At 58.5% G+C, this 14808-nt stretch carries 14 protein-coding genes; 9 read left to right on the plus strand and 5 right to left on the minus strand.

Features of this window, described 5'->3' with window-relative positions; all coding sequences use genetic code 11:
* Positions 1-27 precede the first annotated feature (27 nt).
* Positions 28-2247, minus strand: coding sequence for an AsmA family protein (locus OYW20_RS02175; RefSeq protein WP_268799101.1), 2220 nt, complete (start codon positions 2245-2247; stop codon positions 28-30).
* Between the two features lie 381 nt (positions 2248-2628).
* Between OYW20_RS02175 and OYW20_RS02180 the strand changes: the two genes are divergently transcribed.
* The 7 genes from OYW20_RS02180 (at position 2629) to OYW20_RS02210 (ending at position 8670) form a co-directional block, all read left to right on the plus strand.
* Positions 2629-4290: an OFA family MFS transporter gene (locus tag OYW20_RS02180; RefSeq protein WP_268799102.1), complete on the plus strand. Its 1662-nt coding sequence runs from the start codon at positions 2629-2631 to the stop codon at positions 4288-4290.
* A gap of 289 nt (positions 4291-4579) precedes the next feature.
* Positions 4580-5173: an imidazoleglycerol-phosphate dehydratase HisB gene (gene hisB / locus OYW20_RS02185; protein ID WP_268799103.1), complete on the plus strand. Its 594-nt coding sequence runs from the start codon at positions 4580-4582 to the stop codon at positions 5171-5173.
* Positions 5173-5811, plus strand: a complete 639-nt coding sequence (gene hisH, locus OYW20_RS02190) for an imidazole glycerol phosphate synthase subunit HisH (protein ID WP_268799104.1) — start codon at positions 5173-5175, stop codon at positions 5809-5811. Before hisB ends, hisH begins: the two co-directional genes overlap by 1 nt.
* Positions 5811-6071: a DUF2164 domain-containing protein gene (locus tag OYW20_RS02195; protein ID WP_268799105.1), complete on the plus strand. Its 261-nt coding sequence runs from the start codon at positions 5811-5813 to the stop codon at positions 6069-6071. Before hisH ends, OYW20_RS02195 begins: the two co-directional genes overlap by 1 nt.
* Positions 6072-6162: 91 nt before the next feature.
* Complete coding sequence (gene hisA, locus OYW20_RS02200; protein ID WP_268799106.1) at positions 6163-6912, plus strand: 1-(5-phosphoribosyl)-5-[(5-phosphoribosylamino)methylideneamino]imidazole-4-carboxamide isomerase; 750 nt, start codon at positions 6163-6165, stop codon at positions 6910-6912.
* Between the two features lie 84 nt (positions 6913-6996).
* Complete coding sequence (hisF, locus tag OYW20_RS02205) at positions 6997-7767, plus strand: imidazole glycerol phosphate synthase subunit HisF (protein WP_268799107.1); 771 nt, start codon at positions 6997-6999, stop codon at positions 7765-7767.
* Positions 7768-7914: 147 nt separating this feature from the next.
* Positions 7915-8670: a substrate-binding periplasmic protein gene (locus tag OYW20_RS02210; protein ID WP_268799108.1), complete on the plus strand. Its 756-nt coding sequence runs from the start codon at positions 7915-7917 to the stop codon at positions 8668-8670.
* Positions 8671-8763: 93 nt separating this feature from the next.
* On the opposite strand, the gene OYW20_RS02215 is transcribed toward OYW20_RS02210, so the two are convergent.
* From OYW20_RS02215 to gpmI, 4 genes are all read right to left on the minus strand, one after another.
* Entirely contained in the window at positions 8764-9564 is an 801-nt protein-coding gene (locus OYW20_RS02215; RefSeq protein WP_268799109.1) for a divergent polysaccharide deacetylase family protein, read from the minus strand.
* Between the two features lies 1 nt (position 9565).
* Entirely contained in the window at positions 9566-10897 is a 1332-nt protein-coding gene (locus OYW20_RS02220) for a S41 family peptidase (RefSeq protein WP_268799110.1), read from the minus strand.
* Positions 10898-10927: 30 nt separating this feature from the next.
* Positions 10928-12241 carry a murein hydrolase activator EnvC family protein gene (locus OYW20_RS02225; protein ID WP_268799111.1) on the minus strand — a complete coding sequence of 438 codons (1314 nt, stop codon included), beginning with the start codon at positions 12239-12241 and terminating at the stop codon, positions 10928-10930.
* 152 nt (positions 12242-12393) lie between these two features.
* Positions 12394-13929 (minus strand): 2,3-bisphosphoglycerate-independent phosphoglycerate mutase, encoded by a 1536-nt coding sequence (gene gpmI / locus OYW20_RS02230; protein WP_268799112.1) that lies wholly within the window; start codon positions 13927-13929, stop codon positions 12394-12396.
* Positions 13930-14118: 189 nt separating this feature from the next.
* Between gpmI and OYW20_RS02235 the strand changes: the two genes are divergently transcribed.
* Entirely contained in the window at positions 14119-14532 is a 414-nt protein-coding gene (locus OYW20_RS02235) for a rhodanese-like domain-containing protein (protein ID WP_268799113.1), read from the plus strand.
* A 1-nt stretch (position 14533) separates the two neighbouring features.
* A complete protein-coding gene (grxC, locus tag OYW20_RS02240) occupies positions 14534-14788 on the plus strand; it encodes a glutaredoxin 3 (protein ID WP_268799114.1) in 255 nt (84 codons plus the stop codon).
* The last annotated feature ends 20 nt before the right edge of the window (positions 14789-14808 follow it).

A 14808-nucleotide genomic window follows, 5' to 3' on the forward strand; every position in this document is an offset into this window, starting at 1 on the left:
CCGGCGTTCGAGGTGGTGGAGCAGCAGTCAACGTTTGAACAATCCCTTGATCGCGTCTTTGAGTTCCGGGCTTACCTTGTCGCCCAGCTTCTCGTCAATCTTGTCTTCGATGCGGTCGCCTGCCAGTTTGGCGGCTACTTTGCCCAGGCCTTCGTTGTCCAGACGGCAGGCCTTGGCGCCCAGCTCCAGCGGGCCTCGGCACTGCACCGGCCATTCAATACCGACGAAGCGCGGGTTCACTTCACAGGCAGGGTCAGGCATGTCGCTCTTGTCGCCTTCGATGATGATGCCCACCCGATAGTTCATGCCCAAAACGCGCAGGTCGATGTCGCCATCGCCATTGACGGTCAGGCCCGGTGTGCGCACTTTCAGATCGGGGTTGCTGGCGACGCCATTACGGAACACCAGATTGCCATTGAGCTGCTGGAAAGGCGTGTCCTTGCCGCGCGGCTCACCGCTCAGGGTTTTACGATTGAGCGTGGAAATGCCTCGGCACAGTTGCTGCTCCAGGTTCGCGTTGACCAGCACGCCATCGTTTAGCGCAAAGCTTGCGGTGCCGTTGAGGCTGTCGATAAGGGCCTTTTCGCTGTTGCCTTTGGCGGTCACGTCGCTGTTGAGTGTCAGCAAACCGCGTAGCGGCGGGGTCTCGCCCTGGGACTGAATGAAGCGCTCGACCGGAACCCGTGCGATACGCGTCTGCACACTGGCCAATGGCACGTCCGGGCGCACATCGAGATTGCCTTTGACCTCGAAGTTGCCGTTGTAGAGATCGCCACGCAGGCTATCCAGCGTGACGATGCCGTCCAGCGCCGAGGTTTTCAGCGCAGCGTTCTGCATCGCCAGCTTTTGCACCGTCAGTTTGCCGAAGCTCAGGTCGGCATCGACGTCCAGTTTGCGCATGCGCTCAAGCGGCAGCAGCTTGTCGTCACTCCAGGCGCCCTTCGTGGGTTGCTCCGGCAGCGGCGAAGTGCCTGCGCCAGCGAGCGCCTCGGCTTCGCCGCCTTCTACCTCCGCCTTGCGCGCTACGCCTGCACTTTTGCGTTCTTCGCTGGGTGCCGGGCGATACCGGTCAGCGTCAAACGTGTCGGCTTTGAGCTGCAAACGCAGTGACTGTTTGGCAATGTCTTCAACCGCAACGCGACCGGTGATCGTGCTGTCGTCGAGTTTCACGGTCAGGTCATCAAACGCGACGCTGGTCGGATTGGCCGCCACCCGCGTGACCATCTCAAACTTGTTGAGGCTGCCTTCGCCCAGTGCGGGTGCGGGCTGGCCGATGTTCTCCAGGAACTCGCGCAGATTGAGCTGGGCAATGGACAGGCCGCCGCTCAGTTGCGGGGTTTTGTCCAGGTCACGCACATGCATCTCGCCCAGCGCGCGCAGTTGATTGGCGGACAGCTTCATGCCGTTCCATTCAGCGACGTTGGCGGCCAGATCGACCAGCAGATTGCCTTGCGCGGTGAAGGTGACGATTTTGCCTTGCAGCGGATCACCCGCAGCTTCGCCTGACAGGCGCATGTCTTCGAGCTGATAGCGCTTGAGCACGCGATCAAAACGCAGCTGGCCGGACAACTCGGTTTTGGTCCGCACAACCGGCTGGTTGGTGCTGAGAAAGGCCGTCATTTTGACCGGGATGTCGGTGGCTTCGTGAACGGCGCCGGTGCTGACCTGGATGCTCTCGGCCGTGAACTGCCGGGCCTTCTGAACATCGGTGTATTCCACGCGGGCGTTATTGACGGTCAGGCTGTCGATATCGAGCTTGAGCGGCTGCGAAGGGCGATCAGGTTTGGCGGGTGGGGGCGCGGACTCGCCCGCAGGCGTGGCGGGATCAGTCGACGCTGTGACAGGCACTTTACCGATGTCTTCCCAATTGCCATGACCATTTGCATCGCGGGTCAGCATCAGGTTGAGGCCCTCGACACGTATATCGCTCATCTGCACTTCCTTGCGCAGCAGCGGCAGCACGCGAACAGAAAGCCCGAGCATCTGCAGGTCGGCGAACGGTTTGGTCGGATCGGTGAGGGTGGCTACGCTGGCGTCGTGTAGCTCCAGTCCAAGCCAGGGGAACAGGCTCCAGCCGATATCGCCATTGAGCGTCAGCTCCACATGGGCTTTATCGCGGGCCAGTTTACGAATCTCGTCTTTATAGTCGTTGGGATCAAACAGATGGCTCAGGGCGAAACCAAGAGCCACGATGATCAGCAACAGCCCGAGAATAAACAGTCCCAGGATTTTGCCGAACGCTTTCATGGGCGAGTCCTTGTTGTCGTGTCGTTCAAAATTTAGCCCGCGAGTATAGCGTTCTCAAGCAAGAGTAGTTTGCATCGTGGCTGATGAACTCGTTCGCCATTATCCACCAATCAGGTATTTCGATTCCCCGCCCCGCAAACCTGACTTGGTTATTCGCCGAAACAGTACATGACAGGCGGCATAAAAAAGGTAGTAGCAGAGTGCTTTCTTTTACACAGTAAATGGTAAAGTTTCGCGCTTCGGGGCTCATGCTGCGTCGAATTGTCACGTAATCAAGATGCCTGCCGATAAAACAACTGTTGCGTTCGTGCATCAAGGTTGTGGGAGTAGTCGTCGCCTTTTGCATTGCGAGACACAATTAAAAAAACTGGGGGAATAACAATGAGTACAAGCACTGTGTTGGGTGGTTCTGCCGCTCAGCCTGCGTTCTTGTCCAAAGAGCGCATCATCGCGAAGAGCGGATTCAACCGCTGGCTGGTTCCACCGGCCGCCCTCGCGATCCATCTGTGTATCGGCATGGCCTATGGCTTCTCGGTGTTCTGGCTGCCACTGTCCAAGGCTGTCGGCATCAAGACCGCTGTTGCCTGCGCACCGGACATGGGTTTCTTCGAGCAAGTCCTGTCGTCCACGTGCGACTGGCCCATCTCCATGCTCGGCTGGATCTACACCCTGTTCTTCATTTTTCTGGGTTGCTCGGCAGCCATTTGGGGCGGCTGGCTGGAACACGCAGGCCCGCGCAAGGCCGGTGTTGTTTCGGCACTGTGCTGGTGTGGCGGTCTGCTGATTTCAGCGCTGGGCGTGTACACGCACCAGATCTGGCTGATGTGGATTGGCTCAGGCGTGATCGGCGGTATCGGTCTTGGCCTGGGTTACATCTCGCCGGTATCGACGCTGATCAAGTGGTTCCCGGACAAGCGCGGCATGGCCACCGGTATGGCGATCATGGGTTTCGGCGGCGGCGCGATGGTCGGCGCACCCCTGGCGACCGCACTGATGAGCCACTTCGCAACGCCTGAAAGCGTCGGCGTATGGCAGAGCTTCGTGGCCATGGCGGTGATTTACTTCATCTTCATGATCGGCGGCGCATTGTCGTATCGCGTTCCGCCAACCGGCTGGAAGCCTGAAGGCTGGACTGCTCCCGCCAAGAAAGCCAACAACGCGATGATCACCAACCGCCACGTTCACGTGAATGTCGCTTGGAAAACTCCGCAATTTCGTCTGGTCTGGCTGGTGCTGTGCCTGAATGTATCGGCCGGTATCGGCATCCTCGGCATGGCTTCGCCACTGCTGCAGGAAGTGTTCGGCGGCAAATTGCTGGGTAATGATCTGACGTTCGGCCAACTGGACGCTGCGCAACTGGCATCCATTGCAGCCATCGCTGCAGGCTTCACCGGCCTGTTGAGTCTGTTCAACATCGGCGGGCGTTTCTTCTGGGCCTCGTTCTCGGACTACATCGGTCGCAAGGCCACGTACTTCGTGTTCTTCTCGTTGGGCTTCCTGCTTTACGCTTCGGTTCCAACACTGGGTCACATGGGCAGCGTTGCGCTGTTCGCTGCGGCGTTCTGTGTGGTGTTGTCGATGTACGGCGGCGGTTTCGCCACTGTTCCGGCTTACCTGGCTGACCTGTTCGGTACGCAAATGGTCGGCGCGATCCACGGTCGACTGCTGACCGCATGGGCTGCTGCGGGCGTGCTGGGTCCGGTTTTGGTGAACTACCTGCGTGAATACCAACTGAGCCACGGCGTTGCCCGTGCCGATGCCTACAACATCACCTTGTACATCCTCGCGGGTCTGCTGGTGCTGGGCTTCATCTGCAACTTGCTGGTGCGTCCGGTGGCCGACAAGTACTTCATGACTGATGCGCAGCTTAAAGCCGAGCAATCCATCGGTCACGATGCTGGCGCGGATCACACCACCTCGCTTGAGTGGAGAGCGGCTCCGGGCACCAAGCCATTGGCGATCCTGGCCTGGCTGGCCGTGGGCATCCCGCTGGCGTGGGGCGTCTGGATCACGCTGCAAAAAACGGCGGTGTTGTTTCACTAAGCTGCCAATAGGCGCGGCCTGAGATTTCAGGTCGATGCCGATTTTGTGGGAGGGAGCTTGCTTGCGATGGCGGTCTGACGACCAACAGGGACGTCGGCCTTGATGGCCTCATCGCGAGCAAGCTCCCTCCCACAGTCTTTAGCACTCTGGCAATTTGCTTGTACGCACATGTATAGCGCCTGAAGCCTGCATTCCCTCCGTCAGCCATAACACGTCTCGTGTTTCTGTTTCCCCGCCACACGCCCTATAATGCTCGCCTTTTTCGCCCAATGATTTTGCGGAGCTGGTGATGGCCGAACGTATGGCGTTCGTCGAGCGCGACACCCTGGAAACCCAGATCAAAGCCTCGATCAACCTGGATGGCACCGGAAAGGCCCGATTTGATATCGGCGTACCTTTTCTTGAACACATGCTCGATCAGATCGCCCGTCACGGGTTGATTGATCTGGATATCGTAAGCAAAGGCGATTTGCACATCGACGACCACCACACGGTCGAAGATGTCGGCATCACGCTGGGTCAGGCTTTCAGCAAAGCCATTGGCGACAAAAAAGGCATCCGTCGCTACGGCCACGCCTATGTCCCGCTGGATGAAGCCCTGTCGCGCGTCGTCATCGACTTCTCTGGCCGTCCTGGCTTGCAGATGCACGTGCCTTATACCCGCGCCACCGTTGGCGGCTTCGACGTCGATTTGTTCCAGGAGTTTTTCCAGGGCTTCGTCAACCACGCCAATGTCACGCTGCACATCGACAACCTGCGCGGTCACAACACTCACCACCAGATCGAAACCGTGTTCAAGGCCTTCGGCCGTGCGCTGCGCATGGCTGTAGAACTCGACGACCGCATGGCGGGCCAGATGCCGTCCACCAAGGGCGTGCTCTGATGCAGACGGTCGCGGTTATCGATTACGGCATGGGCAACTTGCATTCGGTGGCCAAGGCCCTGGAGCACGTGGGCGCCGGTCGTGTGTTGATCACCAGTGATGCTGATGTGATTCGCGAGGCCGACCGCGTGGTATTCCCCGGTGTCGGCGCGATTCGCGATTGCATGGCCGAGATTCGTCGGCTGGGTTTCGACTCGCTGGTGCGTGAAGTCAGCCAGGATCGTCCCTTTCTCGGCATCTGCGTCGGTATGCAAGCGCTGATGGATCGTAGTGAAGAGAGCGGCGGCGTTGACTGCATTGGGCTGTTTGCGGGTCAGGTCCGGTTCTTCGGCAAAGATCTGCACGAAGACGGCCAGCACCTGAAAGTCCCCCACATGGGCTGGAATGAAGTCGCTCATGCGGTGGATCACCCGCTGTGGCACAGCATTCCGGACATGGCTCGTTTCTACTTCGTGCACAGCTATTACATTGATTCGCCCCATGCACGGCAGATCGTTGGCCGTGGTCATTACGGCCATGACTTCGCGGCTGCGCTGGCTGATGGTTCGCGCTTCGCTGTGCAGTTTCACCCGGAGAAGAGTCACACCCATGGCCTGCAGTTGCTGCAGAACTTCGCCGCGTGGGACGGACGCTGGTAATGAGCAAAAAGAACAAGCCGCCGATCCTGACCCTCACTCCTGAACAGGAGAACGAGGCTTGTCACACGATCAAGCGCTTCATGGAGGACCGTTTCGAACTGGACCTGGGTTCGTTCGAAGCCGCTGAAATCCTGGAATTATTCACCCGCGAAATCGCTCCGCACTATTACAACCGGGCCATTTTCGATGTTCAAGCGCACCTCAAGGAGCGTTTCGAAAGCATCGAAAGCGACGTTTGGGCGTTGGAGAAGAGCAGCTAGAAGCTTCAAGCCTCAAGCTGCAAGAATTAGTAGAGATGCCACCTGCAGCTTATCGCTCGCAACTTGCAGCTCTTTTGACGAAGGAAAAAGAATGCTCATCATTCCTGCTATCGACCTCAAAGACGGCGCCTGTGTGCGTCTGCGCCAAGGCCGTATGGAAGACTCAACCGTGTTTTCCGACGATCCCGTGGCCATGGCCGCCAAATGGGTTGAAGGCGGTTGCCGTCGTTTGCACCTGGTCGACCTCAATGGCGCGTTCGAAGGCCAGCCGGTGAATGGCGATGTGGTCACCGCAATTGCCAAGCGTTACCCGCAACTGCCGATCCAGATCGGTGGCGGCATTCGGTCGCTGGAAACCATTGAGCATTACGTCAAGGCTGGCGTGAGCTACGTGATCATCGGCACCAAGGCCGTCAAGGAGCCTGAGTTCGTGGCTGAAGCCTGCCGCGCCTTTCCGGGCAAAGTGATCGTCGGGCTCGATGCCAAAGACGGTTTCGTTGCCACCGACGGCTGGGCTGAAGTCAGCTCGGTGCAGGTGATCGATCTGGCCAAGCGTTTTGAAGCGGACGGCGTGTCGGCCATCGTTTATACCGACATCGCCAAAGACGGCATGATGCAGGGCTGCAACATCCCGTTCACCGCAGCGCTGGCAGCAGCCACCCGGATTCCGGTGATTGCGTCGGGCGGCATTCACAATCTGGGCGACATTCAGGCGCTGCTCGACGCCAGGGCGCCGGGCATTATCGGCGCAATCACCGGCCGTGCGATTTACGAAGGCACGCTGGATGTGGCTGAAGCCCAGGCGTTGTGTGACAGCTACGCAGTCAGCTCCAAGCGGTAAGCTTTGAGCTGCAAGCTAGAAGCTGACCTCGATCCGCTTTTACTTGCAGCTGAAAGCTCGAAGCTTGCAACTTAAGGACTAACCATGGCCCTCGCCAAACGCATTATCCCTTGCCTCGATGTCGACAACGGCCGTGTGGTCAAGGGCGTCAAGTTCGAGAACATTCGTGACGCCGGCGACCCGGTGGAAATCGCTCGGCTGTACGACGAGCAGGGCGCCGACGAGATCACCTTTCTTGACATCACCGCTAGCGTCGATGGCCGCGATACCACGCTGCATACCGTCGAGCGCATGGCGAGCCAGGTGTTCATCCCGCTGACGGTGGGCGGTGGCGTCAGGACCGTACAAGACATTCGAAACCTGCTGAATGCGGGGGCCGATAAGGTCTCGATCAACACCGCAGCGGTGTTCAATCCTGAGTTTGTGGGCGAAGCAGCGGCGCGTTTCGGCGCGCAGTGCATCGTCGTCGCGATTGACGCGAAGAAGGTTTCGCTGCCCGGCGAAACGCCGCGCTGGGAGATCTTCACCCATGGAGGTCGCAAACCGACAGGCCTCGACGCCGTGTTATGGGCCAAGAAGATGGAAGAGCTGGGCGCAGGCGAAATCCTGTTGACCAGCATGGATCAGGACGGCATGAAAAACGGCTTCGACCTGGGCGTAACCCGCGCGATCAGTGATGCGTTGGGTATTCCGGTGATTGCCTCCGGCGGTGTCGGCAACCTTCAGCATCTGGCTGATGGTGTGCTGGAAGGCCATGCCAGCGCAGTGCTGGCGGCGAGTATTTTCCACTTTGGCGAATACACCGTGCCAGAAGCCAAGGCGTTCATGGCCAAGCAGGGGATTGTGGTTCGGTAAGCCCGCTTCAGCAATTTTGGATCAGAGCCCCGAACTAGGCGCTTCAAGACACCCCTGTTCTGAAACCGACGTCCAGTGTCATCGAACTGGACTTACTACAACGTTCCCGGCACTCTCTCGCCGTCGTCAGGAGGGGTGGCCAGGGATATGTTCAAAAGTGTTGTTCTTGCGCTGATCAGCGTATTGGCTCTGCTGGCCGGGACCGTCCGCGCGGATGATTCGCAGGCCAACTCAGTCGTCTTGCTGACTGAAAATTTCCCGCCGTACAACATGGCCACGGACGGTAAAAACTTCGCCCAGGAAAGCAATATCGAAGGCATTGCCGTCGAGATCGTGCGCCAGACCTTCAAGCGGGCAGGGATCGGGTACAGCCTGACCCTGCGCTTTCCCTGGGAACGCATTTACAAACTTGCACTGGAAAAACCCGGCTATGGCGTCTTCGTCACGGCGCGGTTGCCTGAGCGCGAGACACTCTTCAAGTGGGTAGGCCCGATTGGCCCGGACGACTGGATCATGCTGGCGCGCGCCGACAGCACGATCGAGTTGAAGACACTGGAGCAAGCCAGGCAGTACAAAATCGGCGCCTATAAAGGCGATGCGATTGCTGAAGAGTTGACGCGCCAAGGGCTAAACCCGATCACCGTGCTGAGCGACAAGGACAATGCCCGCAAGCTGGTTGATGGCCAGATTGATCTCTGGGCCACGGGGGACCCAGCCGGCCGCTATCTGGCGCGGCAGGAAGGCATTTCGGGCTTGAAGAATGTGCTGCGTTTCAATCAGGCCGAGCTGTTTCTGGCTTTGAACAAGGAGACACCTGACGCGGTGGTCGCCAGGTTGCAGAAAGCCCTGAACGACATACGCGCGGAAGGCGTGGTTGACAAGATTCTCGGTAATTATCTGTAAATCTTCTGTAGGAGCGAACTCGTTCGCGAGGCGGCATGACTGTCACACCGCGTTGCTCGGCTCGTCAACAAGTTGGCTCCTACAGGGCCGTAGCTACCGATACACCCCATTGCGACCATGCCCAACCATCGCCTGATTGCCGCGCTCGCTGACCATGTGGCGAATCTCGATCCACTCGATGCCTTGGGATTTCAGCTTGGGCAGCTCACGTTCCAGCACGTCCAGCGTCACCGGGTAAGGATGGCCGATCATCACCGCTGAACCTTGCTTGCGCGCCAGTTTGATCGCTGTCTGCAACTGCCCGTTAATCGCCTCGGCGGTGCGTTCGTCATCAAGGAACACATCGCGCGACACGCTCGCCAATCCAATCTTCTGCGCTTCGGCAGCGGCTACTGTTTTAGCGCTGGTGCGGCTGTCCACCAGAAACATATGCCGACGCTGCAACTCGCTCACCAGCCACGCCATCGGCACGGGTTCGGCCGTCATGCGACTGCCCATGTGATTATTGATGCCGGCGGCATAAGGCACTTTGAGCAGTGCGGCGTTCAAGCGTGCTTCAAGCTCGGCCAAAGGCAATTCGGGGTGCCAGGCGTAAGGCCCGGTTGCGGGGTCCATTGGCATGTGCAGGATCACCGTTTTGCCGGCCTTGTGTGCCTGGCGGGCGAATTCAGTGGCATGCGGGGTGTCAGGCATGATCGCCAGCGTCACGGGGCCAGGCAGCTTGAGCGCTCGGGTATCGCGCTCAGGGTTCTGGCCAAGATCGTCAATGATCAAACTGAGATAAGCGACTTTCGCCGCCTTGGTTTGGGTCTCAGTGCTGCTGACAGGCGCCGCGTGGACGGCGCCCGTCAGACCAGTCACTGCGCAGAAGAGCGCGATTACAGACACGCGCATGTCAGTTGCCGCGCGTCACACTCAAGCCTTTGAGCAAGCTGAGGGCTTGGTTGAGCTGGTAATCGTCGTCCTGAGGACGTGCTTTGCCAGCCTTGGCTTTGGTGGTCGGCTTGTCTGCGCCGCCGTTGCCGTTGCCCAAGTGGCCGAGCAGATCGGCTTCCTTGTAGTTCTCGGCGTCAGTTTCTGTGGTCAGTTTGGCGCGACGCACTTCGATGTCAGGGTTGATGCCCTGCGCCTGAATCGAGCGACCGTTTGGCGTGTAATACAGCGCCGTGGTGATCTTCAGTGCGCGATCGTTATTGAGCGGCAACACCGTTTGCACCGAGCCTTTGCCGAACGTATCGGTACCCATCAGGATGCCGCGCTTCTGGTCCTGCAGCGCACCGGCGACGATTTCCGATGCCGACGCGCTGCCGCCGTTGATCAGCACCACCAATGGCACGCCTTCGCTGGCGTCGGCCGGGTCGGCAGAGAAGCGCAGCTCTGAGTTGGCGATCCGGCCCTTGGTGTAAACGATCAGCCCTTTGGTCAGGAAGTGGTCGGCCACTTCGACCGCCGCTTGCAGCACGCCGCCGGGGTTGTTGCGCAGGTCGAGAATCAGACCGCTCATTTTCTTGCCATTGTCTTTACGCAGTTTCGCCAGCGCTTTGCCGACTTCTTCGCCGGTTTTGACCTGGAACTGCGTGATGCGGATGTAGCCGTAGCCGTTCTCGAGCATCTGCGACTTCACGCTCTTGACCTGAATGGTCGCCCGGGCGAGGGTCACGTCGAATGGCGTGCCGCCGTCGCGCACCAGGGTCAGCGTGATCTTCTCGCCAAGCTTGCCGCGCATCTTGTCGACCGCTTCCTGCATGGTCTGGCCTTGGGTCGGCGCGCCGTTGATCTTGACGATCAGGTCGCCAGCCTCGATACCGGCCTTGGACGCGGGCGTGTCATCGATGGGAGAGACGACTTTGATGAAGCCATCCTCGACGCCAACCTCAATGCCCAGACCGCCGAATTCACCGCTGGTGCTCTCCTGCAGCTCCTGGAAATCTTCCGGGCCAAGGTAAGCCGAGTGAGGGTCGAGATTGCTGAGCATGCCCTTGATGGCATTCTCCAGCAGGGTCTTGTCGTCTACAGGCTCGACGTAGGCCGCTTTGATCCTGTCCATGACCTCGGCGAACGTGCGCAGCTCGTCAAGCGGCAGCGGCGCTTTGAGGTTAGGCGCAGTGGCGGCAGGCGAGGCGGCGGGAGTCGCTGCTGGAGCGGCACCGGCTGCTTGGGCCAGAGGCGCGCCGATTATCACGGCGATAGTCAGGGCCAGCGAGGTGAGGCGGGACGAAAACAGCATGTCTTACGAACTCCTGAATGAGGCGTCGACTTATCCTTGAGTGCGACACCATTGGGCCGGATCACTTGGGCGACCCTGCTGACGAATAGCGAAATACAACGCCGGAGTGTCTTGACCACCACCACTGCTTCCTACAGTGGAGATCGCTTCCCCGGCTTTAACAATGTCCCCAGCCTCTTTCAACAGACTCTGGTTGTGACCATACAGACTCAAATAACCGTTGCCGTGGTCGAGAATGACCAGAAGCCCTGCGCCACGCAACCAATCGGCAAACACCACACGTCCACCGTGCACAGCGTGTACCTGACTGCCCGCCGAAGCGCTGATCAGTACGCCATCCCACTTGGTTCTTTCGTCATCGCCGCGGGTTTCACCGAACCTCGCCAACAATCGACCATCGACAGGCCAAGGAAGTTTTCCTTTTGCTTGATCAAACCGGCCACCGTAAGACTGACCGACACTGGAAACCATCACGCCGGGCGCCTTGACAGGGCGGCGGGGAGGCTCATCGGTGTCATCTTTTTTGTTGAGGCTGGCCGCGAGCGCTTCTTGCTCTCGTTGGCGTTTTTCGGCTTCCTGCTGGGCAATCAGCGCTTTCTGACGCGCTTCCTCGGCCTCTCTGGCCTGACGTGCCAGGGTTTCCTCAATGGTTTTCAACACTTTCGCCAGGTCAGCTTGATCTTGCTGACGCGACTGCAGCTTCTGATCGCGGGCTTTGTAGTCCTGATTCAACTTGGCCAAAGCCGTTTGTCGCTCTTTGCGTACGTCGTCAAGTTTGGCTTTCTGGTCGTCCAGTGAGCTTTTCTGGACCAGCAATTGTGCTTGTTGCATGTCGATGTCTTTTTCAACACCGGCCAATTGCCGCAGGGTTTCATTGAAACTGCGTAATTGCTCCAGGCGTGCCTGGCTCAGATAGTCGTAATAGGTGAGGGTACGTGCGAATTTTTCTGGATTCTGCTGATTGAGCAGCAGTTTCAGGTATTCCTGGCGACCGCTCTGATACGCGGCGCGGGCCTGCATGGCAATCAGGCGTTGCTGTTCAACGCGTGCGCTCTGGAGTTTTTTTTTCTCCTGGTCGAGCCGCTGAAGCTCGCTTTCACTCTTTTTTAGTTCCTTTTGCAGGACCTCGACCTGCTTCTCCAGCTTACCCATCTCGGTTTCAGTGGTGCGCAGATCTTTCTGTACGCCAGACCTTTCTTCCTGCAACTGCCCGAGCACTTTTTTCAGCTCGGTGATGTCCTGACGCGTGGCATCCAGTTGTTTCTGGGTCTGTGCGCGCTCGTCGTCGGCGAACGCCGGGTTGAGCAGACAAATCAAAGCAAGGGCGATCAGGGCGCGGAGCATGAGGACGGGCGATACCAAGGAGTGAAGACGGGCCTAGTATGCCCGCCAGAGGCTGCAAAAAAAACGCTACGAAGGCGCAGCTTTCAGACATTTCATACAAAAACCGGCCTGTCATCTGATGACAGACCGGTTATAGGCCGATTTAAAGCAGGTTAGTTCGGCACCAGGATGGAATGGCCGGTCATTTCTTCAGGCTTCTCCATGCCCAACAGCAGCAGCATGGTCGGTGCAACGTCCGCCAGAACGCCGCCTTCGCGCACTTTCAGATCACGCTTGCCGATATAAATGAACGGCACCGGCTCGGTGGTGTGCGCAGTGTGTGGCTGATGAGTTTTGTCATCGGTCATCTGCTCGCAGTTGCCGTGGTCTGCCGTGATCAGTGCTTCGCCGCCGACCTTTTCCAGCGCTTGGGCGATACGGCCGACGCATACGTCCAGGCATTCGACGGCTTTGATGGCGGCTTCCATGATGCCGCTGTGGCCAACCATGTCGCCGTTGGCGTAGTTGACAACGATCACGTCGAAACGCTGATTTTCGATGGCGTCGACGATTTTATCGGTGACTTGGGGCGCGCTCATTTCCGGCTGCAGGTCGTAAGTGGCGACCTTCGGAGACGGGATCAGGATCCGCTCTTCGCCGGGGAAGGGTTCTTCGCGGCCGCCCGAAAAGAAGAACGTGACGTGCGCGTACTTCTCGGTTTCGGCGATGCGCAACTGGGTTTTACCGTTGTTGGAGAGGTACTCGCCCAATACGTTGTGCAAGCCAGCTTTGGTGAATGCGGCCGGGGCGTGGATGCTGGCGGCGTACTGCGTCAGCGTCACGAAACCGGTCAGTTTTGGCTGACGAGCGCGGGCGAAGTCGTTGAAATCGTCTTCGACAAACACGCGGCTCAGCTCGCGGGCGCGGTCGGCACGGAAATTCATGAACACTACGGCGTCGCCGTCTTCGACCTTGACCTGCTCACCGATGCGCGTGGCTTTGACGAACTCGTCGTTCTCACCGTGCTCGTAGGCTGCGTCAAGACCGGCTTTGGCGGTGGCAGCCTGGAATTCACACGTGCCGTCGACGATCAGGTTGTAGGCAGCTTCGACACGGTCCCAACGATTGTCGCGGTCCATGGCAAAATAACGTCCGATCATCGTGGCGGTGCGCCCTTTGCCCAAGCGCTTGTAGGCGGTTTCCATGGTGTCGAGGTATTTGTGCGCGCTGCGTGGCGGCGTGTCGCGACCATCGAGGAAGGCGTGCAGATAAATCTTGTCGGCGCCGCGCTTGACCGCCAGTTCTACCATCGCCACCAGATGGTCTTCATGGCTGTGCACACCGCCGTCTGACAGCAATCCAAGAATGTGTACTGCCTTGCCAGCGCCAACGGCCGCATCGACCGCTGTGCAAATGGCCGGGTTTTCGAAAAACTCGCCGTCGCGGATCGCCTTCGTCACCCGTGTGAAATCCTGATATACCACGCGTCCGGCGCCGAGGTTCATGTGACCGACTTCGGAGTTGCCCATCTGGCCATCCGGCAAGCCGACGTCCATGCCGGAGCCCGAAATCAGGCCGTTGGGCATGGTTTTGTACAGGTGATCCAGCACCGGCATTTTTGCCGAATAGACTGCGTTGCCTTCGTGGCTGTCGCTGTGTCCGAAGCCGTCCAGGATGATCAGGACCAAAGGTTTAGGCGTGGTAGTCATAGATCCCTCGTCTGCGAATGGTGTGAAAATCACGCGCTGATTTCACATCACCGGCATGGCTTATAGAAGAAGTAGAAAAAAGATCGACAGTTTAAGTTGAAGTTCAAACGGCGTCACTGCCGTACGGGCTTTGGCCGACCTTGGGGGCTGTGTATACTGGCCGACATTTTAACGCCCTGGAACCTTCTGATGGTTGCTCACCTGATCCAATTTGCCACTCAACACTATTTGCTGGTTGGCGCGTTCGTCATTTTGCTGGCTCTGCTGATCGCATACGAAATGAGCAAGGGCGGCCGTAGCCTGAGCACGGGCGAGCTGACCGCATTGGTCAACCGTGATGAGGGCGTCGTCATTGATGTACGCACAAAAAAGGACTTCACCGCAGGCCATATCGTCGGCGCGCTGAGCTTCCCGCAGGACAAGGTGATTTCCCGCGTGTCGGAGCTTGAGAAGTACAAGGAAAAAACCTTGATCATCGTTGACGCAGCCGGTCAGCACGCAGGCACGATCGCACGTGAACTGCTTACGGCTGGTTTCAAGGCCGCCAAGCTGTCTGGCGGTGTCTCCTCCTGGCGCGCAGATAACCTCCCATTGGTGAAATAAAATGCCTGAAGTCATCGTTTACTCCAGCGACTATTGCCCTTACTGCTCACGCGCCAAGCAACTGCTGAACAGCAAGAAAGTGGCCTTCGATGAAATCGTCGTGGATGGCAAGCCGGGACTGCGTTCAGAGATGATCAAAAAAGCGGGACGCACGTCAGTGCCGCAGATCTGGATCGGCTCTGTGCACGTCGGTGGATGCGATGACCTCTTTGCTCTGGAGCGTGCCGGCAAGCTGGATGCGCTGCTGACAGCCTAATTCAACCCTGCAAGACCTTA

This window comes from Pseudomonas sp. BSw22131 (genome assembly GCF_026810445.1).
GTDB classification, from domain to species: Bacteria; Pseudomonadota; Gammaproteobacteria; order Pseudomonadales; family Pseudomonadaceae; genus Aquipseudomonas; species Aquipseudomonas huanghezhanensis.